The sequence below is a fragment of the Nocardia sp. NPDC050378 genome (genome assembly GCF_040655675.1).
Classification (GTDB): domain Bacteria; phylum Actinomycetota; class Actinomycetes; order Mycobacteriales; family Mycobacteriaceae; genus Nocardia; species Nocardia coubleae.
On sequence record NZ_JBFAKI010000017.1, the window covers coordinates 53814 to 76912 of the forward strand.

At 68.1% G+C, this 23099-nt stretch carries 21 protein-coding genes; 5 read left to right on the top strand and 16 right to left on the bottom strand.

What is annotated here, in order from left to right; genetic code table 11:
• Positions 1-95: 95 nt before the first annotated feature.
• The gene (locus tag AB0I35_RS27035) at positions 96-386 is read left to right on the top strand and encodes a YiaA/YiaB family inner membrane protein (RefSeq protein ID WP_067492324.1); all 291 of its coding nucleotides are present in this window, start codon (positions 96-98) and stop codon (positions 384-386) included.
• A gap of 33 nt (positions 387-419) precedes the next feature.
• Here AB0I35_RS27035 and AB0I35_RS27040 read toward each other — a convergent pair whose 3' ends face one another.
• Together AB0I35_RS27040 and purL are read right to left on the bottom strand one after the other, a co-directional pair.
• A complete protein-coding gene (locus AB0I35_RS27040; protein WP_357399211.1) occupies positions 420-2192 on the bottom strand; it encodes an alpha/beta-hydrolase family protein in 1773 nt (590 codons plus the stop codon).
• 59 nt (positions 2193-2251) lie between these two features.
• Positions 2252-4546 (bottom strand): phosphoribosylformylglycinamidine synthase subunit PurL, encoded by a 2295-nt coding sequence (purL, locus tag AB0I35_RS27045; protein WP_357399146.1) that lies wholly within the window; start codon positions 4544-4546, stop codon positions 2252-2254.
• Between the two features lie 159 nt (positions 4547-4705).
• Here purL and AB0I35_RS27050 point away from each other — a divergent pair, with 159 nt between their 5' ends.
• A complete protein-coding gene (locus AB0I35_RS27050) occupies positions 4706-6001 on the top strand; it encodes a glycosyltransferase 87 family protein (protein WP_357399147.1) in 1296 nt (431 codons plus the stop codon).
• On the opposite strand, the gene AB0I35_RS27055 is transcribed toward AB0I35_RS27050, so the two are convergent.
• Positions 5953-7245, bottom strand: a complete 1293-nt coding sequence (locus AB0I35_RS27055; protein ID WP_357399148.1) for a M18 family aminopeptidase — start codon at positions 7243-7245, stop codon at positions 5953-5955. The genes AB0I35_RS27050 and AB0I35_RS27055 overlap by 49 nt on opposite strands.
• A gap of 61 nt (positions 7246-7306) precedes the next feature.
• Positions 7307-7738, bottom strand: coding sequence for a MarR family transcriptional regulator (locus tag AB0I35_RS27060; RefSeq protein WP_181698713.1), 432 nt, complete (start codon positions 7736-7738; stop codon positions 7307-7309).
• Positions 7739-7798: 60 nt separating this feature from the next.
• Between AB0I35_RS27060 and AB0I35_RS27065 the strand changes: the two genes are divergently transcribed.
• Positions 7799-8863, top strand: a complete 1065-nt coding sequence (locus AB0I35_RS27065) for a substrate-binding domain-containing protein (RefSeq protein WP_357399149.1) — start codon at positions 7799-7801, stop codon at positions 8861-8863.
• A 1-nt stretch (position 8864) separates the two neighbouring features.
• Here the strand turns inward: AB0I35_RS27065 and purQ are convergent, their stop codons facing one another.
• Positions 8865-9542 carry a phosphoribosylformylglycinamidine synthase subunit PurQ gene (purQ, locus tag AB0I35_RS27070; RefSeq protein ID WP_357399150.1) on the bottom strand — a complete coding sequence of 226 codons (678 nt, stop codon included), beginning with the start codon at positions 9540-9542 and terminating at the stop codon, positions 8865-8867.
• Complete coding sequence (purS, locus tag AB0I35_RS27075; RefSeq protein ID WP_056818769.1) at positions 9539-9775, bottom strand: phosphoribosylformylglycinamidine synthase subunit PurS; 237 nt, start codon at positions 9773-9775, stop codon at positions 9539-9541. The genes purQ and purS overlap by 4 nt, the downstream gene beginning before the upstream one ends.
• A gap of 97 nt (positions 9776-9872) precedes the next feature.
• Between purS and AB0I35_RS27080 the strand changes: the two genes are divergently transcribed.
• Entirely contained in the window at positions 9873-10517 is a 645-nt protein-coding gene (locus tag AB0I35_RS27080; protein ID WP_067492318.1) for an MBL fold metallo-hydrolase, read from the top strand.
• Here AB0I35_RS27080 and AB0I35_RS27085 read toward each other — a convergent pair.
• From AB0I35_RS27085 to AB0I35_RS27105, 5 genes are all read right to left on the bottom strand, one after another.
• Positions 10514-11866 (bottom strand): dipeptidase, encoded by a 1353-nt coding sequence (locus tag AB0I35_RS27085; protein WP_357399151.1) that lies wholly within the window; start codon positions 11864-11866, stop codon positions 10514-10516. The genes AB0I35_RS27080 and AB0I35_RS27085 overlap by 4 nt on opposite strands.
• 8 nt (positions 11867-11874) lie before the next feature.
• Positions 11875-12312 (bottom strand): hypothetical protein, encoded by a 438-nt coding sequence (locus AB0I35_RS27090; RefSeq protein WP_356986787.1) that lies wholly within the window; start codon positions 12310-12312, stop codon positions 11875-11877.
• Positions 12312-13733 carry an APC family permease gene (locus AB0I35_RS27095; protein ID WP_357399152.1) on the bottom strand — a complete coding sequence of 474 codons (1422 nt, stop codon included), beginning with the start codon at positions 13731-13733 and terminating at the stop codon, positions 12312-12314. Before AB0I35_RS27095 ends, AB0I35_RS27090 begins: the two co-directional genes overlap by 1 nt.
• A 197-nt stretch (positions 13734-13930) precedes the next feature.
• Positions 13931-14632 carry a DUF2334 domain-containing protein gene (locus AB0I35_RS27100; protein WP_357399154.1) on the bottom strand — a complete coding sequence of 234 codons (702 nt, stop codon included), beginning with the start codon at positions 14630-14632 and terminating at the stop codon, positions 13931-13933.
• 81 nt (positions 14633-14713) lie between these two features.
• Positions 14714-16864 carry a S9 family peptidase gene (locus AB0I35_RS27105; protein ID WP_357399155.1) on the bottom strand — a complete coding sequence of 717 codons (2151 nt, stop codon included), beginning with the start codon at positions 16862-16864 and terminating at the stop codon, positions 14714-14716.
• A gap of 126 nt (positions 16865-16990) precedes the next feature.
• On the opposite strand from AB0I35_RS27105, the gene AB0I35_RS27110 reads away from it, so the two are divergent.
• Positions 16991-18022: a DUF2330 domain-containing protein gene (locus AB0I35_RS27110; RefSeq protein ID WP_357399156.1), complete on the top strand. Its 1032-nt coding sequence runs from the start codon at positions 16991-16993 to the stop codon at positions 18020-18022.
• Here the strand turns inward: AB0I35_RS27110 and AB0I35_RS27115 are convergent.
• The 5 genes from AB0I35_RS27115 to AB0I35_RS27135 all read right to left on the bottom strand — a co-directional run bounded on the left by AB0I35_RS27115 (position 18019) and on the right by AB0I35_RS27135 (position 22981).
• Positions 18019-18951 carry an alpha/beta hydrolase family protein gene (locus tag AB0I35_RS27115; protein ID WP_357399157.1) on the bottom strand — a complete coding sequence of 311 codons (933 nt, stop codon included), beginning with the start codon at positions 18949-18951 and terminating at the stop codon, positions 18019-18021. The two genes, AB0I35_RS27110 and AB0I35_RS27115, sit on opposite strands and share 4 nt — an antisense overlap.
• 164 nt (positions 18952-19115) lie before the next feature.
• Positions 19116-19538, bottom strand: coding sequence for an HIT domain-containing protein (locus AB0I35_RS27120; RefSeq protein WP_357399158.1), 423 nt, complete (start codon positions 19536-19538; stop codon positions 19116-19118).
• 79 nt (positions 19539-19617) lie between these two features.
• Complete coding sequence (gene purB / locus AB0I35_RS27125) at positions 19618-21039, bottom strand: adenylosuccinate lyase (RefSeq protein WP_181698723.1); 1422 nt, start codon at positions 21037-21039, stop codon at positions 19618-19620.
• Positions 21040-21045: 6 nt separating this feature from the next.
• Complete coding sequence (locus AB0I35_RS27130; protein ID WP_067492301.1) at positions 21046-21699, bottom strand: TetR family transcriptional regulator; 654 nt, start codon at positions 21697-21699, stop codon at positions 21046-21048.
• 112 nt (positions 21700-21811) lie between these two features.
• Complete coding sequence (locus AB0I35_RS27135) at positions 21812-22981, bottom strand: pyridoxal phosphate-dependent aminotransferase (protein WP_357399160.1); 1170 nt, start codon at positions 22979-22981, stop codon at positions 21812-21814.
• Between the last annotated feature and the right edge of the window lie 118 nt (positions 22982-23099).

Genomic DNA, 23099 nt, shown 5'->3' on the forward strand with positions numbered 1-23099 from the left:
TTGTGAGTGGTGGCTCGGTCACTTTCGGCAACTACCCATCGCCGGTGAGTAGTTTCACGCGCCCGCGCGAATCCGCCGCCGCCCATGCTTGTTCCATGAGCACACCCAATGCCAAGCCGAAGAACACCACGGCCTACATGGCCCAGGCCGCGATCGCGTTCGCCGTCAGCCTGTTCGGCACCGGCGCGGGCATCGCCTACCTGCCGCTGGACGGCTGGCAGCGCGCCTTCCTCGCCATGTCGGGCCTGTTCCTGGTGACGAGCTGTTTCACTCTCGCCAAGGTGGTGCGCGACCAACAGGAAACCCAGACCGTGATGAGCCGCCTCGACGAGGCGCGCATCGAACAGCTGATCGCCGAACACAATCCGTTCAAATCGGTGTCGTAGCAGGCGGGCGCCGATCGAGGGGTTCGGCGCTCGCTACTTCAGCTGATGCTCGGTCGCCGCGGATTCCTCGAGGAAAACGCGGATACGCTGCGCCAATTCCGGTGTGTAGTCCGGCGGTTGGGCCACCGCCGCCCACGCGTCCGGCACCAGGTTGCCGTAATTGTGACCGTGCCCGACCGAAACATCCTGTGCCCGAGGAAGATCCGCGGCCACCTGCCAGAACGTGACGATCGGGTACCACGACATCGCCGAGGACACATCGGGCCCGCGGGCCTCGGTGAGCCAGGCGGGCCTGCTGAACAGCAGATCGGGCGACCACCAGACCACCGGGTCGGAGGCGTGCTGCAGGTAGACGATGCGCGGCTGAGTCCACTTGTCCGACGGCCGGGCGAGCTGATCGGCGGCGGCCGCGAACCGTACCGAGAGCCCGTCGGCGAAGATCGGCGTGATCTCGGGAGTGCCGGGGTCGCGACGGGACACGAACTCCGACCACAACCGGTTGGAGTTGGGCGGGCCGACCCAGAGCACACCGTCGGTGCGGTTGCGGATGTCGGCCAGCCCGGAGAACGCGCCCTCCGAGCCCTGCGAGCCGAGGCTCTCGCCGTAGACCAGCAGCTTGGGCCTGGCGTCCTCGGGCAGCGTCGACCAGCGTTCGTACACCTTGTCGAAGAGCATGCGCCCCATGCTCATCGACTTGTCCCGGTCGGACAGGAACGACAGGGCGCTGGGCAGATAGGAGTACTGGGTGGCGACCAGGGCGGTGTCCCCGCCGAACATCAACTCGACCGACTCGGCGCTCGTCGAGTCGACCCAGCCGGTTCCGGTGGTGCTGATCACCACGAGCACTTCGCGTTCGAAGGCTTTGGTCCGGTCGAGTTCGGCCACGGCCAGGTCGGTTTGCGCCTCGAACCCGTCGGCCGATTCCAGCCCCGTGTAGACCCGGATGGGCTCGCGGGCGGGTTTGCCGGTGACCTCGCTGATGGCCAGGGCGGTCGGTGCGTTCGACACGAACCACCGGCCCTCCGAACCGAGCGTCTCCCACGCCGCCAACGAGCCGGGACTGCCGGAGCGTTCGGGTAGCGTCGGCTGGATCGCGTGCGCGGAGGTATGGCTGTTGCGCGCGCTGAACGCCGAGTTCGCCACGGTGAAGAAGGCTTTCGCCAGCACACCGTTGAACAGCAGGACCGCGGCGACCACCACGATCACCGCCCCGAGCGGCCGGGCGACCGAGGCGGGCACCCGCACCCACTGATTGAGTCCACCCGCCACCGCCCGCACCAGTCTGCGCACCGCGCGCGCGAGCCAGATCAGCACGCCGACGACGGCCGCGCCGAGCAGCACCGTGCGCGGGTAGCCCGAATCCGAGACGGGTTCCATCCCCATCAGATCGGTGATCTCGCGTTGCCAGTGCGCCGACTGGATCGACATGAGCACCGCGAACACCAGGCAGGCGGCCACGATCAGCGCCTTCACCACGAGCGGGGTCCAGCGCGGACGACGCGCCCACAGCTCGCGCACCCGCTGCGGCAGCGTCACCCGTGGCGCCACCCACCGCTGCCACGCCCAGGCCAACCCGCAGCCGAGTCCGTAGCCGATGGTGGCGTTGATACCGCTGACCAGGCCCTGGAAGAACCAGTCGCGCGGCAGCAACGACGGCGTGAGCGACCAGCCGAACAGCATGGTCGCCACGATCAGACCGGTGTAGTTCGGGTGGAAGAACCGTTCCACCAGGTGGATGCCGCGAACGAGCAGGTTCTCGCGTGGCGCCGCTGTCGCGCCGCCCGGGGCCGAGCTGGTGTCCTGCATGGTCAAGCTCGGCTCCTCGCGGCCCGCGTGGTCACGCTGCGCGACGGCTCCCCGGCCGATCAGGCGACGTGCGCTCCGAACAGTTTAGGCAGCGTGCCCTCGAACACCTCGCGCAATTCGGCGAGTGTCACCGAGAACTGGCCCTGCACCTCGATCGAATCCGAACCCTGGTCGACCACACCGATGCGCACCCACGGCAGCTGCCGCGCGTCGCACATCTTGGTGAACCGGGTCTCCTCCGAACGCGGCACCGCGACGAGCACCCGCCCGGCCGACTCGGAGAACAGCTGCACGAACGGGTCGCTGCCCTCGGGAAGCACGATGCGGCAACCGGTCTCGCCCGCCAGCGCGGCCTCGACGACGGTCTGCGCCAGACCACCTTCGGACAGGTCGTGGGCGGCCGAGATCATGCCGTCGCGCGAGCCGGAGACGAGCACCTCCGACAGCAGCTTCTCCCGGGCCAGGTCGACCTTGGGCGGCACACCACCGAGGTGGTCGTGCACCACCTGCGACCAGATGGAACCGTCGAGTTCGTCGCGGGTGTCGCCGAGCAGGATCAGCGACTCGCCCGGCTCGAGGCCCAGTCCGGTCGGGATGCGCCGGTGCACGTCGTCGATCACGCCCAGCACGCCGACCACCGGGGTGGGCAGGATGGCGTCCTTGCCGGTCTGGTTGTAGAAACTCACGTTGCCGCCGGTGACCGGGATGCCGAGCGCCGCGCAACCGTCCGCGAGGCCGCGCACGGCCTGCTGGAACTGCCACATCACGCCCGGGTCCTCCGGCGAACCGAAGTTCAGGCAGTTGGTGACGGCCTTCGGGGTGGCGCCGGTGGTCGCCACATTGCGGTAGGCCTCGGCCAGCGCCAGCTGGGCGCCGGTGTAGGGGTCGAGCTTGGTGTAGCGGCCCGAGGCGTCGGTGGCCAGGGCGATGCCGCGACCGGACGTCTCGTCGATGCGAACCACGCCCGCGTCGGCGTGCTCGGCGAGCACGGTGTTGCCGCGCACGTAGCGGTCGTACTGCTCGGTGATCCACTTGCGGCTGCACAGCTGCGGGCTGGCCAGCATGGTCAGCAGGGTTTCGCGCAGCTCGTCGGCGGTCTTGGGCCGGGGCAGGTTCGCGGTGGTGTCGGCGATCAGCGCGTCCTGGTAGTCCGGGCGCTGCACCGGGCGCTCGTACACCGGGCCCTCGTGGGCGACGGTGCGCGGCGGCACGTCGACCACGGTCTCGCCGTGCCAGCTGATGACGAGGTGGTCGCCGTCGGTGACCTCACCGATGACGGTGGCCAGCACGTCCCACTTCTTGCACACCGCCATGAACGCGTCGACGTTCTCGGGGGTGACCACCGCGCACATGCGTTCCTGCGACTCGCTCGACAGGATCTCGGCGGGGGTCATGTGCTTGGCGCGCAGCGGCACCTTGGTGAGGTCGATGTGCATACCGCCGTCGCCCGCCGCGGCGAGTTCGGAGGTGGCACAGGACAGCCCGGCGCCGCCGAGGTCCTGGATGCCGACGACCAGCCCGGCCTTGTACAGGTCGAGACAGCACTCGATGAGCACCTTCTCGGTGAACGGGTCGCCCACCTGCACGGCGGGCAGCTTCTTGCGGCCGGTGCCGGACTCGTCGCCGGAGAAGCTGTCGGAGGCGAGCACCGACACGCCGCCGATGCCGTCGAGGCCGGTGCGCGCGCCGAACAGGATGATCTTGTTGCCCGCGCCGGAGGCGAAGGCCAGGTGCAGGTCTTCGGTGCGCATCGCGCCCGCGCACAGCGCGTTCACGAGGGGGTTGCCCTGGTAGGAGGCGTCGAACACCGTCTCGCCGCCGACGTTGGGCAGGCCGAGGGAGTTGCCGTAGCCGCCGATGCCGCGCACCACACCGTCGACCACGCGACGGGTGTCGGGGGCGTCGGCCGCGCCGAAGCGCAGCTGGTCCATCACCGCGATCGGGCGCGCGCCCATGGCCATGATGTCGCGCACGATGCCGCCGACGCCGGTGGCCGCGCCCTGGTACGGCTCCACGTACGACGGGTGGTTGTGGCTTTCGACCTTGAAGGTGACGGCCCAGCCGTCGCCGATGTCGACCACACCGGCGTTCTCGCCGATACCGGCAAGCATCGAGGCCTTCATCTCGTCGGTGGTGGTCTCACCGAAGTAGCGCAGGTGCACCTTCGAGGACTTGTAGGAGCAGTGCTCGCTCCACATCACCGAGTACATGGCCAGCTCGGCGTCGGTGGGCCGACGGCCGAGAATCTCCTTGATGCGGGCGTACTCGTCGTCTTTGAGACCGAGTTCCTTGTACGGCTGCGGAGCATCCGGGGTGGCTGCGGCGGTGGCGACGGTGTCGACCTGCAGTGTCACGGGAGACCAGGGTCCTTTCGGCCGGGGGGAACTTGGCTCCGAGTCTATCGGTAGGGCCGTCGCGGCCCGCCGCCTGTACTCCCCGGCTGCCGGTGGTGCGCGGATTCGGTCTGATCACACTTGCGGTTCGACGCGGTGAGCACCCGTTACGCTGGCGCCGTGAACGAAAGTCCGGGGGTTGCCGAGCAGGTAGAGCCGCCGTTTTCCGCGCGCATCACGTCGGGCGCAAGGGATCGGGAACAGAACTCGCTGCCGGGTCGGCAACGCGGGCTGCTAATCGCCGCGATCACGTTGTTCGTGGTCTCCGGCGTGATCGCCTTCGTCGCGAACTGGTGGACCGGCTTCATCGACCTGCAGGTCTACCGCACCGGTGCCCGTGTCTGGCTCGACGGCGGCGACCTCTACGGACCGATGCCGCCGGTGCGCGGGCTCGGCCTGCCGTTCACCTATCCCCCGCTCGCCGCGTTGTTCTTCGTTCCGCTGGCCCTGCTGCCGCTGGTCGCGGCCGAGGTGCTCGTGCTCACCACCTCATTGCTCAGCCTGGCGATCGCGCTGTGGCTCGTGCTGATCCGGGTGCGGCCCGAGTTCGACCGGATCACGGTGCTGGCCGTGGTGATCGCCGGGCTCGGCCTCGCCCAGTTCCTGGAACCGGTGCGGCAGACGGTCAATTTCGGGCAGATCAACCTGATCCTGATGGCCGCGGTCACCGTCGACATCCTGGTGCGCAAACCGTTCTGGCCCCGCGGAATGCTGATCGGCATCGCCGTGTCGATCAAGCTGATCCCGGCCGGTTATCTGCTGTATTTCCTGCTGCGCCGCGATTGGAAAGCCGCGGCGACACTGGTGGTTTCGGCCGCGGGCGCGATCGGCGTCGGCTTCCTGCTCTTCCCGAGCGACTCGGTCGAATACTGGTTCCACACGGTCACCGACACCGGCCGCATCGGCACGCCGTATTTCGCCGGGAACCAGTCGATCAAGGGCACCCTGTACCGGCTCGGCATCGACTCCTCGGTGGCCACCGCGCTCTGGGTCCTGCTGTCGGCGTTGACGATCACGCTGGCGGCGGTGTGGATGTACCGGCTCATCGAGGCGGGTCGTGACGTCGCGGCCATGCTGGTGAACGCCGCCGCGATCCTGCTCGTCTCGCCGGTGTCGTGGTCGCATCACTGGGTGTGGGTGGCCCTGGCGCTGGTCGTCGCCGTCGACCTGGCGGTGCGCAGGCGTTCACGCGCGTTCACGACGCTGGTCGCCGTGTTCACGGTGGTCTTCGTCATCGGCCCGCAATGGTTGCTGCCGCACAACAGTGATCACGAGCTGGACTGGGCGTGGTGGCAGCAGATCATCGGAAGTACCTACGTGTGGGCCACTTTCGCGGTCCTGGTGTACGCGGTGATCACCTATCGGCCTCAGTCCAGTGGCGTCGGCGTGAGGAAGGCGGCCAGCGCCGAGGCGTAGGCGGGGATGTCGGCGGCGCCCATCAGTTCGCGGCAGGAATGCATGGCCAGCTGCGGTGCGCCCACGTCGACGGTGGATATTCCGGTGCGGGCCGCGGTCATCGGGCCGATGGTCGATCCGCACGGCAGATCGGCGCGGTGCACATACCGCTGCAACGGCACCTCGGCCTGGGCGCACGCCAGCGCGAACGCCCCGGCACCGGCGGCGTCGGTGGCGTAGCGCAGGTTCTGGTTGACCTTGAGCACCGGCCCACCGCCGACCTCGATCCGGTGCGCGGGTTCGTGGCGGTCGGGATAGTTCGGGTGCGTGGCATGTGCCATGTCACCGGAGGCGACCACCGAACCGGCAAGTGCGGCAAGGTAATCCGCGCGTCCACCACCACGGGCGAGCACGATCCGCTCGAGCACGGCGGGCAGCAGATCCGATTGGGCGCCGCGATCGGACTGACTGCCCACTTCTTCGTGGTCGAACATCACCAGCACCGCTGTGGCCGCGCCGGGGTCGTCGGCGGCGGCGAGGAACGCCTGCAGTCCGGCATAACAGGTGCCCTGATTGTCCAGGCGCGGCGCGCTCACCAGGTCGTGATGGCGGCCGACGATGGTGCTCGGCGCCAGATCGTGGGTCATCAGTTCCCAGCCGAGCACCGAGTCACCGTCCACCTCGGCACGCTCAGCCACGAAATCCAAGAACGAGGCGGGCGAATCACCGATGCCCCAGATGGCGTTCACGTGACGTTGCGGGTCCAGCGTCACCCCGCGCCGGTCCTCGGACAGGTGGATCGCCAGCTGCGGCACCCGCAGAATCGGTTCGTCGACGCGCACCAGCACGTCGCGCATCCGCGCACCGTCGCGCACACTGAGCCGCCCCGAGATCCCCAGTTCCCGGTCGAGCCACGAATTGAGCCAGGCCCCACCGTAGGGCTCGAGCCCGACCAGCTGCCAGCCGGACCCGGCCAGATCCGGATGCTGCTTCACCCGCAGATTGGGGCTGTCGGTATGCGCCCCGACCACGCGAAACGGGTCGGCGGGTGCCGCGTCGTAATCGGCCCAGGCGATCAGCGAACCGCCACGGACCACATAGTGTTTCCCACCCGCGTCGTCCCAGGACCGCGCCTCGGTCAACGGCGTGAAGCCATTGGCATCCAATTCCGCCGCGACCGTGGCGCACACATGGAACGGCGACGGCGAAGCATCGATGAACGCACACAACCCACTGGCCGTGGCCGCAGTCAGAGATACCGGCATGAAGCCGATCCTAGGGGCAATACCGTCGGCTCCGGCGGCCGAACGCCGGGACCGGCACCCGCTACTGGTCGGCGATGACGGCGAGGGCGGCGACGAGGTCGTTGTAGCGTCGGGCTCCCAGCCGCGCCTTCAACTCCTCTTCGGCCAGCTGTTCTTCCCGCCGGATCTTGGCCACGAGCTTGGCGCCGAGGCTGCTCAGCCCGATGAGAATCCGCCGCCGGTCATCGGTGGCCGCGACGCGGAAGATCAGGCCGCGCTCGGCGAGATTGTCGGCGTGCCGGGTGGCCGAGGACGGGGCGAGGCGGGCCTGCGAAGCCAGCTCCGACATGGTCACGCCGTGCTCGGTGGACAGCTGGGTGAGAATCGCCCAGTGGTCGTCGGTGAGATTGTCGGCCGACAGCGCCGCGTCTAATCGGCGCACCCAATTTCGCTCTGCCGAGCGCAGGGCGCCGTGCAGCGTGGAACAGCCACTTATGATGGACACCGATCGCATTCCCACCTGCCGAGAAATTCATTCGAACAATGCTGCTCGAGCTAGGCGATAGAGTACAGAATGCCCACCTTCGACGAGAGCCGGGATGAGACGATCGAGATTCTCTCGATCGTGCCCACCCAGGGCCCGGGTGGCATCATCGCACCGTCGTGTACTGCGGCGATATCGCTGGCGGTAGACGAAATCAACAGCGGCACAGGCATTCTCGGCCGTGAGATCCGGCTCACCACCATCGACGGCGGCCGCCGACCGAGTGTGGTCGCCACCGAAGTGGAGGCACTGCTCGCCACCGGAATGGTCGGCGCGATCACCGGCTGGCACACCTCCGCGGTGCGCCGTGCGGTCGCCACCGCCGTCGACAGCCGGGTGCCATATCTGTACGCCACCGACCACGAGGGTCTGCCCGACGAGCGCGCGGGCGTGCTGATGGTCGGCGAACACCCCGATCACCAGACCGTGCCCGCCGCCGCGTGGATGGGCCGGGAGCTGGGGGTGCGCCGCTGGGCGGTGATCGGCAACGACTACGTCTGGCCGCGCCATACCGCGCACGCGCTGCGTCGTGCGCTGCCCTCACCCGCCGATATCGTGCTGGAACGCTATGTGCCGATGGGCACCACGGACTTCGCGAACTTCCTGGACGAACCCGCCCTGCTGTTCGCCGATGCCGTCCTGATCCTGATGGTCGGTGCCGACACCGCCCGCTTCAACAGGCAGTTCACCGCGGTGGGGCTATCGGATTTCCTGCCGCGTCTCAGCCCGGCGGTGGACGAGAATGTGCTGCTCAGCGCGGGCCCCGGCGCCAACAAGAACCTGTATGTCGCCTCGAGCTTCTTCCTCGACGACAACGACGGCCGCCGCGCTCGCTACCGCCACCACCAGGGGAAGTTCGCCCCGGTGCTCACGACGTTCGGCAATTCCACCTACGAGGCGGTGCACCTGCTGCGCAGTGTCGCCGACACCGTCGGCACGCTCGACGTGCCGACCGTGCAGGCCCGGCTGGCCGACGGCCTGGCCGTCGACGGCCCGGCCACCCGGCGCGGTTTCCTCGGCAATCAGGCCGTCGGCCCCACGCACCTGGCGCGGGCCGACGGAGTCGACTTCGACATCATCGACCGGTTGGGCTGAGTCAGGCGTTGACGAAGCTGTCGATCACGGAGAAGAACATTCCGAGACCGTCGTCGCTGGGCCCGGTGAGCGCCTCGGTGGCGTGCTCGGGGTGCGGCATCAGGCCGACGACCCGGCCGTTGGCCGAGGAGATGCCTGCGATTCCGCGCTGCGAGCCGTTGGGGTTCTCACCGGAGTAGCGGAACACCACGCGGCCCTCACCCTCCAGTTCGTCGAGCACCTTCGTCGACGCCTGGAAACGGCCCTCACCCGACTTGAGCGGGATGAGGATCTGCGCGCCCGGCTCGTACCGCGAGGTCCAGGCGGTATTCGTCGCCTCGACCGTGAGCCATTCGTCCCGGCAGATGAAGTGCAGGCCCTCGTTGCGGGTGAGCGCACCGGGCAGCAGCCCGGCCTCGCACAGCACCTGGAAGCCGTTGCAGATGCCGAGCACCGGCAGACCCTGACCGGCGGCCCGGACCACTTCGCCCATCACCGGCGCGAACCGGGCGATGGCGCCGCAACGCAGGTAGTCGCCGTAGGAGAAGCCGCCGGGCACGATCACCGCGTCGACATCCTTGATGTCGGCGTCGGCGTGCCACAGGCTCACCGCGTCGGCGCCGGCCAGCCGCACCGCGCGGGCCGCGTCGACATCGTCGAGCGTGCCCGGGAACGTGATGACCCCGATGCGAACACTCATGAGACCCGGACGACCTTCCAGTCCTCGATCACCGTATTGGCCAGCAGCGCCTCGGCGATCTGTTCGAGCTGAGCGTCGGAGACGCTGTCGTCCACCTCGAGCTCGAATCGCTTGCCCTGCCGTACATCCGAGATGCCGGCGAATCCCAGACGTGGGAGCGCGCCGACCACGGCCTGCCCCTGGGGGTCCAGAATCTCGGCCTTCGGCATGACCTCGACCACGACTCGTGCCACGCAATGCTCCTCATGTGGTGTGGGGGTTACGTAGAAATCCTAGTTGACCCGGCCGTCGTGCCCGCGTTCCGGGGTCGGTGGCGAATAGCATCGGGTCATGCGTATCGCCCACTTCGGCCACTCCTGCATCCTCGTGGAACTGCACGGCGCGAAAGTGCTGTTCGATCCCGGCACGTTCGCCCACGGATTCGAGGGCATCACCGGTCTGGACGCGATCGCGGTGACCCACCAGCACCCCGACCACATCGACCCGAACCGGATCGCCGACCTGATCGACGCCAATCCGGGCGCGCGGCTGCTGTCCGACCCGCAGACCGCCCAGCAGCGCAGCGAGGGCTGGGAGCCGGTATCGGCCGGTCAGGTGCTCGACATCGGCGACTTACAGATCACCGGTGGCGGCGGCCGCCACGCGGTGATCCACCCCGAGATCCCGGTGATCGACAACACGGTCTTCCAGCTCGGCACCGCCGCCGACCCCGCGCAGCTGGTGCATCCGGGTGACTCCCTCTGGGTGCCGCCGGTGCCGGTCGGTGTGCTCGCCATCCCGGCCGTCGCCCCGTGGATGCGGATCTGGGACACCGTCGACTACCTGCGCGCGGTCAACCCACGCACCGCCCTGCCGATCCATTTCGGCATCATCGATCGCTCCGCGCACGGCATCTACTTCGGGCGCCTCGCCGAGATGGCGCCGGCTGGTACCGAGTTCCGGGTGATCGACCCCGAGGACCAGGACCAGTTCTAACGCGCGTAGGTGCGCAGGAACAGTGCCTCGGCCAACGCCATGTGCTCGATCTCGCTCGGATCGACGCTCTCGTTGGGCGCGTGGATGAGGCATTTGGGTTCCTCGACCCCGATCAGCATGATCTCGGCCTCGGGGTAGGTGTCGGCGAAGATATTGCACAGGGGGATGGAACCGCCCTGTCCTTCCGTCGTGGCCGGTCGGCCGTACGCGGTCGCCATCGCCGCGGACATCGCGTCGCGGGCGGGGCCGTGTTCGGCGGCGACGAACGGTTCGCCGAGCCCCTCCAGTTCGATGTCGAGTCGCGCGTTCCACGGCGTGTGCGCCCGCAGATGCTTTTCCAGCAGTTCGTAGGCGTGTCGGGGGTCGGTGCCGGGCGGGATGCGCAGGTTGAGCCGCGCCCTTGTGCTCGGCTGGATCGCCGCCGACGAGCCGACCACCGCTGGCACGTCCATGCCGAGCACGGTCAGCGCCGGACGGGCCCACAGCATGTCGGCGACGGTGCCGCCGCCGATCAGGTCCACGCCGTCGAGGACGCCCGCGTCGGCCCGGAAGTCCTTGGGCGGGTATTGCACGCCGGTCCACTGCTGGTCGGCGGTGAGGCCGTCGACGGTGGTGTTGCCGTGTTCGTCGCGCAGGGACGACAGCAGCTGGATCATCGCCGCCAGCGCGTCGGGTGCGGGCCCACCGAACATGCCCGAATGCATCGGCCCGGCGAGGGTCGTCACGGTGACGACGACATTCACCTGACCGCGCAGGGTCTGGGTGAAGGTCGGCAGCCCGACGGCGAAATTGCCGCAGTCGGCCACCAGGATGGCATCGGCGGTGAGCAGCTCGGGATTCGCGACGACGAATTTCTCCAGCCCGCCGGTGCCCTGTTCCTCCGAGCCCTCCGCCACCAGCTTGATGCCGACCGGGAAGTCGGGGCCGATCGCGCGCAGGGCCGTGAGGTGGGTGACGATATTGCCCTTGCAGTCCGCGGCGCCGCGGCCGTACCAGCGGCCGTTCTTCTCCGTGAGCGTCCAGACCGGGGTTTCCCATGCCTCGTCATCGAGTGGTGGTTGCACGTCGTAGTGGCAGTACAGCAGTACCGTCGGGCTGCCGGGCGGACCCGGCCGGTGCCCGATGACGGCATTGCTGCCGTCAGGTGTCTCGTGCAGGCCGACCGTCAGCCCGAGCGCGGTGAACGCTTCGGCCACCCACTGCGCGGCCCGCGTACAGCCTTCCGCCGGGAACTGGCGCGGATCGGCCACGGACCGGAACGAAACCAACTGTGCGAGGTCGTCTTTCGCCTCACCCATGAGTCCGGAAACCTTGGCGCGCAGCGCGTCGACATCGGGAGCCTCGGTCATCGGTGGCCTCACTTCGTCGTGTCGTCGAGATGCAGGGTGTCGAGATGTGCACGGTAGTCGGCCAGGTGTTGCGGGCAGTAGACGGCGATGGCCTGCCCGACCGCCTCGGCGGCCTCCTTCGAGCCGATCACCGGGCGCTGTCCGGGTCCGGAGGCGCCATTGCTCAGTGCGGCTTGATATTTCGCCTTGATGTGGGCAGCGTCCGGGTCCTGGCACACCGAACCGCCGTCGTCACCGAGCGCCGAGGCGATGACATCCGGCTCGGGCGCGGGCAGGCCTGCGGCGAGCAAATTGCTGTGCAGCTGTTCGGCTTTCGCGGTGGCTTCGTTGTTCCGGTGGATTTCGTCGAAGGTGAGAAGCCCGATCAAGGCGAAGACGACGAGTAGCACGGCGGCCGTGAGATATATCCAGATCCTGGTGCGATCGGGGGCATCTGCGGTACTCATCACTGCGCCTCCTGCGGAACGGCGATCTTCCAGCTTTCCCGGCGATTCCGGTAGAACAGATAGGGAATGAGCAGCCCGACGATGCCCATACCGCCGCCGACGATCGCGAAATACACCAGCGGACTACCGCTACCGAATTGCGAGGGCGGCACGAAACCGATGGCGAACGCCGCCACCGAGGACACCGATCCGAGCAGACACAGCGCATACAGCGCGGGCGCCCGGTAACCACGGGGATGATCCGGGTCGTCGCGGCGCAATTTCGCGGCCGCGGCGAACATCAGCACATACATGATGAGATACACCTGCGTGGTGATCACCGACAGAATCCAATACGCGCTCGACACATTGGGAATCAATGCGTAGAGCAAGGCGATGGCCGTGGTGAAAACTCCTTGGGCGACCAGCATGTTCTGCTGCACACCGTGCTTGTTGAGCCGGGTGAGAACCGGCGGCAGATAGCCCTCGCTTCGCCCGATCAGCAGCAGCCCCTTGGACGGTCCGGCCAGCCAGGTGAGCATCCCGCCCAGTGCGGCTGCCACCAGGGCGATGCCGACGATCGGGGTGAGGAATCCGATGTGGAAGTGGCTGAAGAATCCGTCGAACGCCTGCATCACACCGGCTGTCAGGCTCAGGCTGGCCGAGGGCACCACCCAGCTGATCGCCAGGGCGGGCAGGATGAAGATGACCAGCACCAACCCCGCCGCCAATGCCATGGCCTTGGGAAATTGCCTGCCGGGGTCGCGCAGCGACGACACGTGGACCGCGTTCATCTCCATCCCCGCGTAGGACAGGAAGTTGTTCACGATCAGGACCAGGCTCGCCAGGCCGGTCCAGGCAGGCAGCAGATGCGCCGAGTCCATCGGTGCCGCCGATGGATTGCCCTGGCTGAGGAACACCAGCCCGAGGACGACGAGCAGCGTGCCGGGAACCAGCGTGCCGATGATCAGCCCCATGCTGGACAACCCGGCAACCGTCGTCGTGCCGCGCGAGGACACATACACCCCAGCCCAGTAGACGGTGATGATCACGATCGCCACGTACGGGCCGTTCGACGCCAGCGAGGGGTGAATGATATAGGCGAAAGTGCTTGCCACATAAGCCAGCAGGCTCGGATAGTAGAAGATCGTCATGGCGAACTGGCACCACACCGCGAGGAAACCCAGCGGTTTACTCAGGCCGTCGCCCACCCATTTGTAGACACCGCCGTCCCAGCCCGATGCCAATTCCGCCGCCACCAGCGAGGTCGGCATGAGAAAGAGAACGGCGGGAACGATGTAGAGGAATACACAGGCCAGTCCGTAGACGGCCATTGTCGGTGCGGAACGCAGGCTGGCCACCGAACTCGTGGTCATCAGCGCCAATGTCACCCAGGACAGGTATTTCGTCGTGGTCGCGGCTTTCGTCGCGGTGCCCGTCATCAGCGCTGCCTCCTGCTGTGTTCGCACAACTAGCGGAAACCCTCGAATAACGCTTGAGGATCGTAACCGTGCGGCAGCCGACCGGCGGCTTCGAAACGGGCACGATTACAGCGCGAATGTTCGGACAGCGAAAGCAGGGCAGCCGATAGGCCGCCGCCGCGCGCGGGTGATCGCCGATTCGCGCGCGGCGGGGCCGGTCAGGCGGCCTTGCTCGCCGGGACCGGCTCCCAGCGGTAAACGGTGCTGCGGGCACCGTGGTAGAGCGCGAGGTCGACCGCGTCGAGCACGGCCTGGCGCGGACCCGAACGCTGCAACTGCGCCCCCGAGATCGCCAGGCGCAGGACGCCGCCGCGCCGGGCCGTGCGGGCCGCGCCCATCACCAGCGCCCGGCACCACCAGGGTTCGGCCCGGAACCCCTCACCGATGCCGTACACCCGGGAACGCTGCACCACATTGTTTTCCAGGTCGAGCATGGTCGTCAGGCCGAGGGCGAGGCGGAACCCCACGTCGGGGAGCGCGGCGAGCGCACCGGCGGAGGCATCCCAGCGCGGGGCGGCGAACAGCCGGGTGCGCAACTGCACCTGTTCCATCACCCGATCGGCCGCTTTGAGCCGCAGCGTCGCCTCGTGCCGGGGCAGCGTGGCGAATTCGGCCCGCCGCGACTTGGTGGCCGCCTGGTCGTAGCCGTGCAGCACGATGGCGTCACCGGCCAGCCGCCGCCCGCGCAACCACGATTGCGTCGCCGGGTCGTCGACCAGCCGGTATTTGCCCTTCAGCCGGGGCGCGACCAGCAACGACAGCCGCACCCCGCGCTGATCCATCAGCTCCGCGAACTCGATCGCGGCATCGCGCGTGGTATCCCGGATTCCCGACACCGAAACGATCAGCTCGCCGTTCATGTGTCAACGATGGCAGCCGGAGGTGACGGCAGCGTGGTTGCGCGATGAACTCCTAGCGAGCGTCTATTTGTCGGCGAGCGTCTATTTGTCGGCCAAGCCCACCGTGTCCAGCACCCAGGCGTACTCGAACGCGACTTCCTTCCACTTCTCGTAGCGGCCGCTCACGCCGCCGTGGCCCGCGCTCATCTCCGTTTTCAGCAGCACTTCGCTGTCACCGGTCTTGGTGGCGCGCAGCTTGGCGACCCACTTGGCCGGTTCCACGTACAGCACACGGGTGTCGTTGAGGCTGGTGATCGCCAGGATCGGCGGATAGTCCTTGGCCTCGACGTTCTCGTACGGCGAGTACGACTTCATGTACTCGTAGACGTCCTTGTCGGCCAACGGGTTACCCCACTCGTCCCACTCGATCACCGTCAGCGGCAGCGACGGATCGAGGATGGAGGTGAGCGGGTCGACGAACGGGACATTGGCCAGGATGCCCGCGAACAGCTCCGGAGCCAGGTTGGCCACCGCACCCATCAGCAGACCGCCCGCGCTGCCGCCGTCGGCGACGAGCCGGTCGGGCGCGGTGGTGCCCGCGTCGACGAGATGGCTTGCGACGGAGACGAAGTCGGTGAAGGTGTTCATCTTCGACAGGGTCTTGCCGTGCTCGTACCAGAGCCGGCCCATCTCGCCGCCGCCGCGCACGTGCGCCACCGCGAACACCATGCCGCGATCCAGCAGCGACAGCCGCGACACCGAGAACGACGGATCGATGCTCGCCTCGTAGGAGCCGTACCCGTAGAGCAGCATCGGCTTGGGGCCCGGCGGCAGATCGCGCCGCTGGATCAGCGAGATCGGGATACGGGTGCCGTCGGAGGCAACCGCCCAATCACGGTGCTGCTCATAGTCTTCGGCGTTGTAACCGCCGAGCACCGGCTGCTCCTTGCGCAGCAGCAGTTCCCCGGTGGCAGGCACGTAGTCGAACACCTGCATCGGGGTGATGAACGAGGTGACGCCCACCCGCAGCGTCGGCTGCTCCCACTCCGGGCTGGATCCCATACCGGCGGAGAACAATTCGAGCCCGAACTCGAGTTCGGTCAGCTCGCCGTAGCCGGCCGGGGTGAGCGGCCACACCGCGAGGCGGGGCAGGGCGCCGCGGCGGTAGCCGAGCACCAGGTGGTCGGCGAAGGCGTCGATGTCCTCGAGCCGCACGTCCTCGCGGTGCCCGATCAGGATCGTCATGTCCGACGGGTCGGTGGCAGGCGCTTGCGCGAGAACGAAGTTCTCCGCCTTCACGCCGTCGACCACGTCGTTGTGCAGGATCAGGAAACGGTCCTCACCCGCGATCACCGCGTGTTCGGCCGAGTACTCCACACCCTCGCGCCGGGGCAGCAGCACCCGGAACTCGCCCTCGGGGTTGTCCGACTCCAGCACCCAGCCCTCGGTGGTGATCTTGGAACCGAGCCAGATCATCAGGTACTTCTCGGAGCGGGTCGCGCCGACGCTCACCCAGTAGCGCTCGTCGGGCTCGTGGAAGACCTTCACGTCGTCGGTGGACGCGGTGCCGACGCGGTGCCGCCACACGGTGTCGGGGCGCCAGGATTCGTCGACGGTCTGATAGAAGATGTGCGTCCCGTCCAGCGACCAGGTGGCCCCCGGTGCGGCGCCGACGACCTCGTCGGGCAGCGGTTCGCCGGTGCGCAGGTCCTTGATGCGCAGGGTGTAGCGCTCGTCGCCGGTGCTGTCGACCGAGTAGGCGAGCAGGTTGCCGTCGTGGCTCAGCGAGAACGCGCCGAGTGCGAAGAAGTCGAGGCCCTCGGCGAGCACATTGCTGTCGAGCAGCACCTGCTCACCCTCGATGGAGGTGTCCACCTCGAGTTGCGGCGGCGTCCAGGCGTCGATGCCCTCGGCCTCGGCGTCGATCGGACAGCGGCAGTGCACGCCGTACTGCTTGCCCTCGAAGCTGCGCGAGTAGTACCAGTACTCCCCCAGCCGGGTCGGCACCGACAGGTCCGTTTCCTGGGTGCGCGCCTTGATCTCGTCGAAGATCTTGTCCCGCAGGGGCTGCAGCTGATCGGTGCGCGCCGCGGTGTAGGCGTTCTCGTCCTCCAGGTACGCGATGACCTCGGGATCTTCCTTGTCCCGTAGCCACTCGTACTCGTCGACGAACGTGTCGCCGTGGTGCACCCGTTCGACGGGCACCTTCTTCGCGATCGGCGCCGACACCACCGTCTGATTCTCGCCAGCCATGGGTCCACCGTAGTCGCCGCCCCCGGGCCCGGCCCGCCAACTCGGCCGTCACCGGGATCCACCCCGCTCGTGGCGGTGAGTATTTCTGCGGATGGCGGCTCGGGGCGGGGTCCGTAACCTGCTCGCATGGGGATTCGCGGGACGGTTCGTTCGCTTGTTGTCGCCGGTGCGCTGCTGCTGGCTTCCGGTTCGGTTGTCGTAGCGCCCGCGGTGGCGTGTGCGTGTGGCGGGGTGGTGAGCGGCGACGGCTCCGCGCGCGTGGACAGTGAGACCGCCGTGCTCGGCTGGGACGGTCGACGCGAAACCATTCTGATGCGTTTGGGGATGCGGTTCACCGGTGCCGACGCGGCGCTCATCGTGCCGACCCCCACGCCTGCCACGGTGTCGGCCGGTAGTGCCGCGTCGTTCGCCGAGTTGTCGCGACTCACCGCGCCGGAGGTGGTCGTCGACCGCTACTGGTTCGACAGCGACAGGTACGAATCCTCCGCCGGTGCACCGGGTTCCGGGCCGGAAGTACTCGGCCAGGTGCAACTGGGTCCACTCGAGGCGACAACGCTACGCGGCGGCGACCTCACCGGCGTGCGGGAGTGGTTGTCCGCCAACGGCTATCAGCTTCGGCCGGAGGTGAGCGCCACCCTCGAGCCGTATCTGCGCGAAGGCTGGTCGTTCGTCGCCATGCGGCTCACCAGCCCCGAATCCCTCGACGGCGCCCTCGACCCGGTGCGCCTCACCTTCGATTCCGATCGCCTCGTCTATCCGATGCGCATGTCGGCGGCGGCGACCACTCCCCAATCGGTACACCTCTACGTCTTCGGCGACCACCGCCTCACCCGCACCGACGCCGACACCGAATCCCAGTTCACCACGACCGAATTCGCTTCACCCGTGGGCGCGATCACCGACCCCGATCTGATCGCGCTCGCCGCAGGCAAGACCTACCTGACCGAACTGTCGGTCTCCATCCCCCGCCCCACCGCCATCACCTCCGACTTCACCTTCGCCCCGGCCGACACCGACGCCACCGTGCGCGACCGCATAATCAAGAAGGAGTACGTCGAAATTCTCGGCTTCCCCGCCGGTTACGTCCTTGTCGCCGTGGCGCTTTCGATCCTGGCCGTGGCGGGCGGCGCATTGCTGCGCCGTCGCTCGACCCGCTAGGCCCCGAGAGCGGGCCCGATGGTTGGCCAGGAGTGGTGCAGGGCGTCCTGCCAGTAGCCCCAGGAGTGGGTGCCGACGGGGTGGTAGTCGATGTCGGCACCGATGCCCGCGGCGGCCAGACGCTGGCCGAAGGAGGCCATGCAACCGTTGACGCCGACCTCGATGGGACCGCCGAGAACGATGTTCTCCGGCAGCTGAGGCTTGAGCTGGGCCTCGTGGTGACCGGGGATGCCGGTGCCGGTCGACATGTAGAGCGCCTTGCCGCGCAGGTTGTCGAGCAGCTGGGCCGGGTCGTGCGCCGCCCATTCGGGACCGCCCGGCGCACCCCACATATTGAGCGGGTTACCACCGCGGTTGGTGATGGAGAACATCATCGCGCCCGCCGCCATGCCCATGTCCGGGCACGCGCTGTAGCCGGCGACGGCCCGGTAGAGGCCGGGGTTGCGGGCGGCCAGGATGTAGGCAGCGTTGCCGCCCATCGACAGGCCGCCGATGGCGTTCACGCCGTTGCCGTCGAAGCGGGCGTCGATGAGGCCGGGCAGTTCACGGGTGAGGAACGTTTCCCACTTGTAGCGGCCGAAACGCGGGTCGTCGGCGATCCAGTCGGTGTAGTAGCTGGCCTGTCCGCCCATCGGCAGCACCACGTTCACGTGCTTGCCACGGAAGAACGCCTCGGCGTCGGTGGCATTGGTCCAGGTGCTCTGGCCGATGCCCGGATCGAGTCCGTCGAGCAGGTAGTACGTACCGCGCGACCCGCCACCCGCCGGGTGCAGAACCTGCAGCTCGATATTGCGCCCCATGGCGGGCGAGGTGACGGTGATCGCGGTGCGGTTCGGGGTGAGCGCACGCTCCCCGACGATGTCCGCGGCCGCGGCGGGTGCGGGTTGCAGAACGCCCGGACCGATGAACGCGATGGCGAATGCCAGCACTGATGCAGCAACACCTGAACGACGCACGATCTACCCTCCATAACCGCATGCCAATGACAGTCCAAAGTAACCCACCGAGGAACGTCGAGGAAGCATTCGGCGATTTGGGCGTTTCTTCGGCAAATTTTTGGGTATATATTGCCCGCTTCGTCCGAAATCGCTGGTCAGCGGGTAAGAGCGCCCCGGATCGAGCCCGCGAGATAGTCCAGATCGGCGCGAGCGGGCGAGGTGGGTCGCGCGCGCAACCCGAAGCCGTCGCCGGGCGTGCGCGGAATGACGTGCAGGTGCACGTGGAACACTTCCTGCCCGGCCGTAACCCCGTCGGCGAGAAAGAAATTCACGCCGTCGGCGGCCACCTCGCTGGCGCGCAGGGCGGCCGCGATCTGCTGTCCCACCTGAAAGAGCTTGCCGCCCAGCACCGGATCGAGATCGGCCAGGCTCGGCGCGGCCACCTTGGGCACCACGAGCACATGGCCGGGCGTCACGGGACGAATGTCCATGAACGCCAGCACATCATCGTCCTCGTACACCCTGGAGGCGGGCGCCCGCCCGGCGACGATGTCGGAGAAGATCGTGTACGGATTCATCCGCGCACGGTATCGAAAACGCACGAAAGCCCGCCACCGCCGCCGCAGGGCGGGCAGTGGCGGGCTCACACGCACGGCGCTACAGAATCGGCGAGGGCGTGTACCGCGCGGCCTCCGGGTTGGCCTCGACCAGCTTCTGCACCTGGGCGATCACCTCGGACACCTGGTCGGTGGCCGCGCCGATGAACGCGGACTTGTCGGCCAGTGCGGCGTCGAGGGCGGCGCGGTCGAGCGGCATCCGGTCGTCGGCGGCGAGCCGGTCGAGCAGATCGGGTTCGCGACCCTGCTCACGCATGGCGAGGGCGACGGCGACCGCGTGCTCCTTGATGACCTCGTGCGCCGTCTCACGGCCGACACCGGCCCGCACCGCCGCCATCAGGATGCGCGTGGTGGCCAGGAACGGCAGGTACCGGTCGAGCTCGCGCGAGACGACGGCCGGGTAGGCGCCGAACTCGGCGAGCACGGTCAGGAACGTCTCCATCTGCCCGTCGATGGCGAAGAAGGCATCGGGCAGCGCGACACGACGCACCACCGAGCAGAACACGTCGCCCTCGTTCCACTGCGCGCCCGCCAGCTCAGCGGCCATCGAACCGTAACCGCGCAGCACCACCTGCAGACCGTTCACCCGCTCGCAGGACCGGGTGTTCATCTTGTGCGGCATGGCCGAGGAACCGACCTGACCCGGCTGGAATCCCTCGGTGACCAGCTCGTGGCCCGCCATCAGGCGAATGGTGTGCGCGAACGACGACGGCCCGGCACCCAGCTGCACCAGCGCCGAGAGCACGTCGTGGTCGAGCGAGCGCGGGTACACCTGACCCACGCTGGTGAAGACGTTCTTGAACCCGAGGTGGGTGGCCACCTGCTGTTCGAGGGCGGCGAGCTTGCCCGCGTCACCGTCGAGCAGGTCGAGCATGTCCTGGGCGGTGCCCATCGGGCCCTTGATGCCGCGCAGCGGGTAGCGGTCGATCAGCTCGCGCAACCGGGTGAGCGCGACGAGCACCTCGTCGGCGGCGGAGGCGAAACGCTTGCCGAGGGTGGTGGCCTGCGCGGCGACGTTGTGCGAGCGACCGGCCATCACCAGCGCCTGATACTCGGCGGCCCGCTCACCGAGCCGCGCCGCGATGGCGACACCGTGGTCGTAGACGTGCTCGAGCGAGAGCCGGATCTGCAGCTGCTCCACGTTCTCGGTGAGGTCGCGGCTGGTCATGCCCTTGTGCACGTGCTCGTGCCCGGCCAGCGCGTTGAACTCCTCGATGCGGGCCTTCACATCGTGGCGGGTGACCCGCTCGCGCTCGGCGATCGAGGCCAGGTCCACGTGATCGATGACCCGCTCGTAGTCCTCGACCACCCCTGCGGGAACGTCGATCCCGAGCTGCGACTGGGCACGCAGCACCTCGAGCCACAGCTTGCGCTCGAGCACGATCTTGTTCTCGGGCGACCAGAGCGCGACGAGCTCCGGGCTGGCGTATCGGGTGGCGAGGACATTCGGGACGAGGCTCACGAGCACTCAGTCTAGTTGCCTGACCCGTTCGCCCTGCTGGGGCATCATGTTGGGCACCACGGGCGGGGCGACGATGTCGATCATCTCGAGCAATCCGGCTCGGGCGGGGCGGCGCGGCTCGGGGTGTCCCTCGATCAGCGCGGCGACGACGGCACCGTCGACGACGGCGACGAGCCTGCGTAACTGCTCGGGGCGCACCACCCGGTCGGAGCGGCGCAACACGTCGGCGAGCAGGTCTTCGAGCTGGGTGCGTAGTCGTAGCTGCACCTCGCGCAGCTCGGGGTGCCGCGCGGAGGCGACCGACCGCTCGTAGCGGGCGATCAGTTGGCCACGGGCGTCGAGATCGCTGTCGTCGGGGCCGACCAGCAGGTCGAGCACCAGGTCGACGGTCGCCTCGGTGCCGCGGCGGCGGTGACTCACGTCGCCGACGCGGCGGCGCATCGCGTCGAGCTCACGGGCGCCGCTGAACTCGACGGCGCTGGCGATCAGATCTTCCAGTGAGGCGAAGTAGTAGGTGGTGGACGCGAGGGGAAGATCGGCTCTCGAGGCCACCGAACGATGTCGCACGGCGTCGAAGCCGCCTTCGAGCAACAGTTCAGCCGCCGCCGCCACCAGAGCCTGGCGACGTCGTTCGCCTTTCGGAGTCGTCGCGGTGGTCACCGTGCCATCGTGCCAGTCATCATCAGTTCAACCGTGCGCAATCGTCATCGGGGAAACGCTGGGAATTCGGGATATCTGAGTTTTACCGTATCCCGGCACCGATGTGTTCGTACTAGGGAAAGTTGTTGGGGGACATCACCGTTGACAACCGGTCCAGCGCTGCGGAAATGTCGTTTGTGGCGCCTGCGAAGGAAAAGCGAATCGTGCGAAGACCGCGCTCGGTATCGAAGTCCAGACCCGGTGCCACCGCCACCCCGGTTTCGGCGAGAACCCGGGCGCACCACTCCAGTGAATTACTGGTCAAATGACCGATATCCGCGTAGGCGTAGAAGGCACCGTCGGCGGGCGCCAGATCCGTGATGCCGAGCGCCGGCAAACCCTCGAGCAGCAACGCCCGATTGGTCGCGTACCGGCGCACGTGCCCGTCGAGTTCGTCCTTGGCCTCGGGCCCGAAGGCGTGCACCGCCGCGTACTGCGAGATCGCGGGCGGGCACACGGTCATGTTCGACGCCAGCCGCTGCAACGCGGGACGCAGGTGCGCGGGCGCGAGCATCCAGCCCAGCCGCCACCCGGTCATCGAGAAGTACTTCGACACCGACCCGATCACCACCGCGTCGCGGGAGAACTCCCACGCCGAGGACGTCGGCTCACCCGCGTAGGTGATGCCGTGATAGATCTCGTCGGAGATCAGCAGGGTGCCGTGGGATTCGCACCAGCGGGCGATGGCCGCCAGTTCGGCGGGGTCGATCATGGTTCCGGTCGGATTCGCCGGGCTCGCCAGCACCAGCCCCGCGGGCGGTTCGGGTAGCGCCTCGAGCATCGCCACCGTCGGCTGGAAACGGGTCTGCGGACCGCAGTCGAGCTCCACGACGCGGCAACCGAGGGCGGTGAGCGTGTTGCGGTAGGCCGGATAGCCCGGCCGGGCGACCACGACCGTGTCGCCCACGTCGAAGGCGGCGAGGAAGATCAGCGTGAACGCGCCCGACGAACCGGTGGTCACCACTACCTCGTCGGGGTGCACGTCGTAGCCGTAGGTCTCGCTGTGATGGCCCGCGATGGCCTCGCGCAGCGGCAGGATCCCGAACGTCTCGGTGTACCCGAGCAGCTCGTGGTCGATCGCCGCACGGGTCGCCCGAAGCACCGGCGCGGGCGCCTGCGTCGACGGCTGACCCGCCGCGAGCACCAGCACGTCACCGTGTGACCTGGCCCGTTCGGCGGCCGCCTTCCACACGTCCATCACGTAGAAGGGAGGAATGGTCGACCGTAGCGATTCTGTGGACACCCGAGAGACGGTAGATCACCCGATCGCGCGCCTGCACAGATATGGTCGGCACAATGGCTCCGACAGCGAATACGCAGGCACCGACGCCACCGGCAGTGGGGCGCCGGGCAGGGTCGTG

Excerpts from the sequence above, each read along its gene's own strand:
- AB0I35_RS27035 (WP_067492324.1), top strand. The coding sequence starts at position 96 with ATGAGCACACCCAATGCCAAGCCGAAGAACACCACGGCCTACATGGCC.
- AB0I35_RS27040 (WP_357399211.1), bottom strand. The coding sequence starts at position 2,192 with ATGCAGGACACCAGCTCGGCCCCGGGCGGCGCGACAGCGGCGCCACGC.
- AB0I35_RS27055 (WP_357399148.1), bottom strand. The coding sequence starts at position 7,245 with ATGCCGGTATCTCTGACTGCGGCCACGGCCAGTGGGTTGTGTGCGTTC.
- AB0I35_RS27060 (WP_181698713.1), bottom strand. The coding sequence starts at position 7,738 with ATGCGATCGGTGTCCATCATAAGTGGCTGTTCCACGCTGCACGGCGCC.
- AB0I35_RS27065 (WP_357399149.1), top strand. The coding sequence starts at position 7,799 with ATGCCCACCTTCGACGAGAGCCGGGATGAGACGATCGAGATTCTCTCG.
- purQ (WP_357399150.1), bottom strand. The coding sequence starts at position 9,542 with ATGAGTGTTCGCATCGGGGTCATCACGTTCCCGGGCACGCTCGACGAT.
- AB0I35_RS27080 (WP_067492318.1), top strand. The coding sequence starts at position 9,873 with ATGCGTATCGCCCACTTCGGCCACTCCTGCATCCTCGTGGAACTGCAC.
- AB0I35_RS27085 (WP_357399151.1), bottom strand. The coding sequence starts at position 11,866 with ATGACCGAGGCTCCCGATGTCGACGCGCTGCGCGCCAAGGTTTCCGGA.
- AB0I35_RS27090 (WP_356986787.1), bottom strand. The coding sequence starts at position 12,312 with ATGAGTACCGCAGATGCCCCCGATCGCACCAGGATCTGGATATATCTC.
- AB0I35_RS27095 (WP_357399152.1), bottom strand. The coding sequence starts at position 13,733 with ATGACGGGCACCGCGACGAAAGCCGCGACCACGACGAAATACCTGTCC.
- AB0I35_RS27100 (WP_357399154.1), bottom strand. The coding sequence starts at position 14,632 with ATGAACGGCGAGCTGATCGTTTCGGTGTCGGGAATCCGGGATACCACG.
- AB0I35_RS27105 (WP_357399155.1), bottom strand. The coding sequence starts at position 16,864 with ATGGCTGGCGAGAATCAGACGGTGGTGTCGGCGCCGATCGCGAAGAAG.
- AB0I35_RS27110 (WP_357399156.1), top strand. The coding sequence starts at position 16,991 with ATGGGGATTCGCGGGACGGTTCGTTCGCTTGTTGTCGCCGGTGCGCTG.
- AB0I35_RS27120 (WP_357399158.1), bottom strand. The coding sequence starts at position 19,538 with ATGAATCCGTACACGATCTTCTCCGACATCGTCGCCGGGCGGGCGCCC.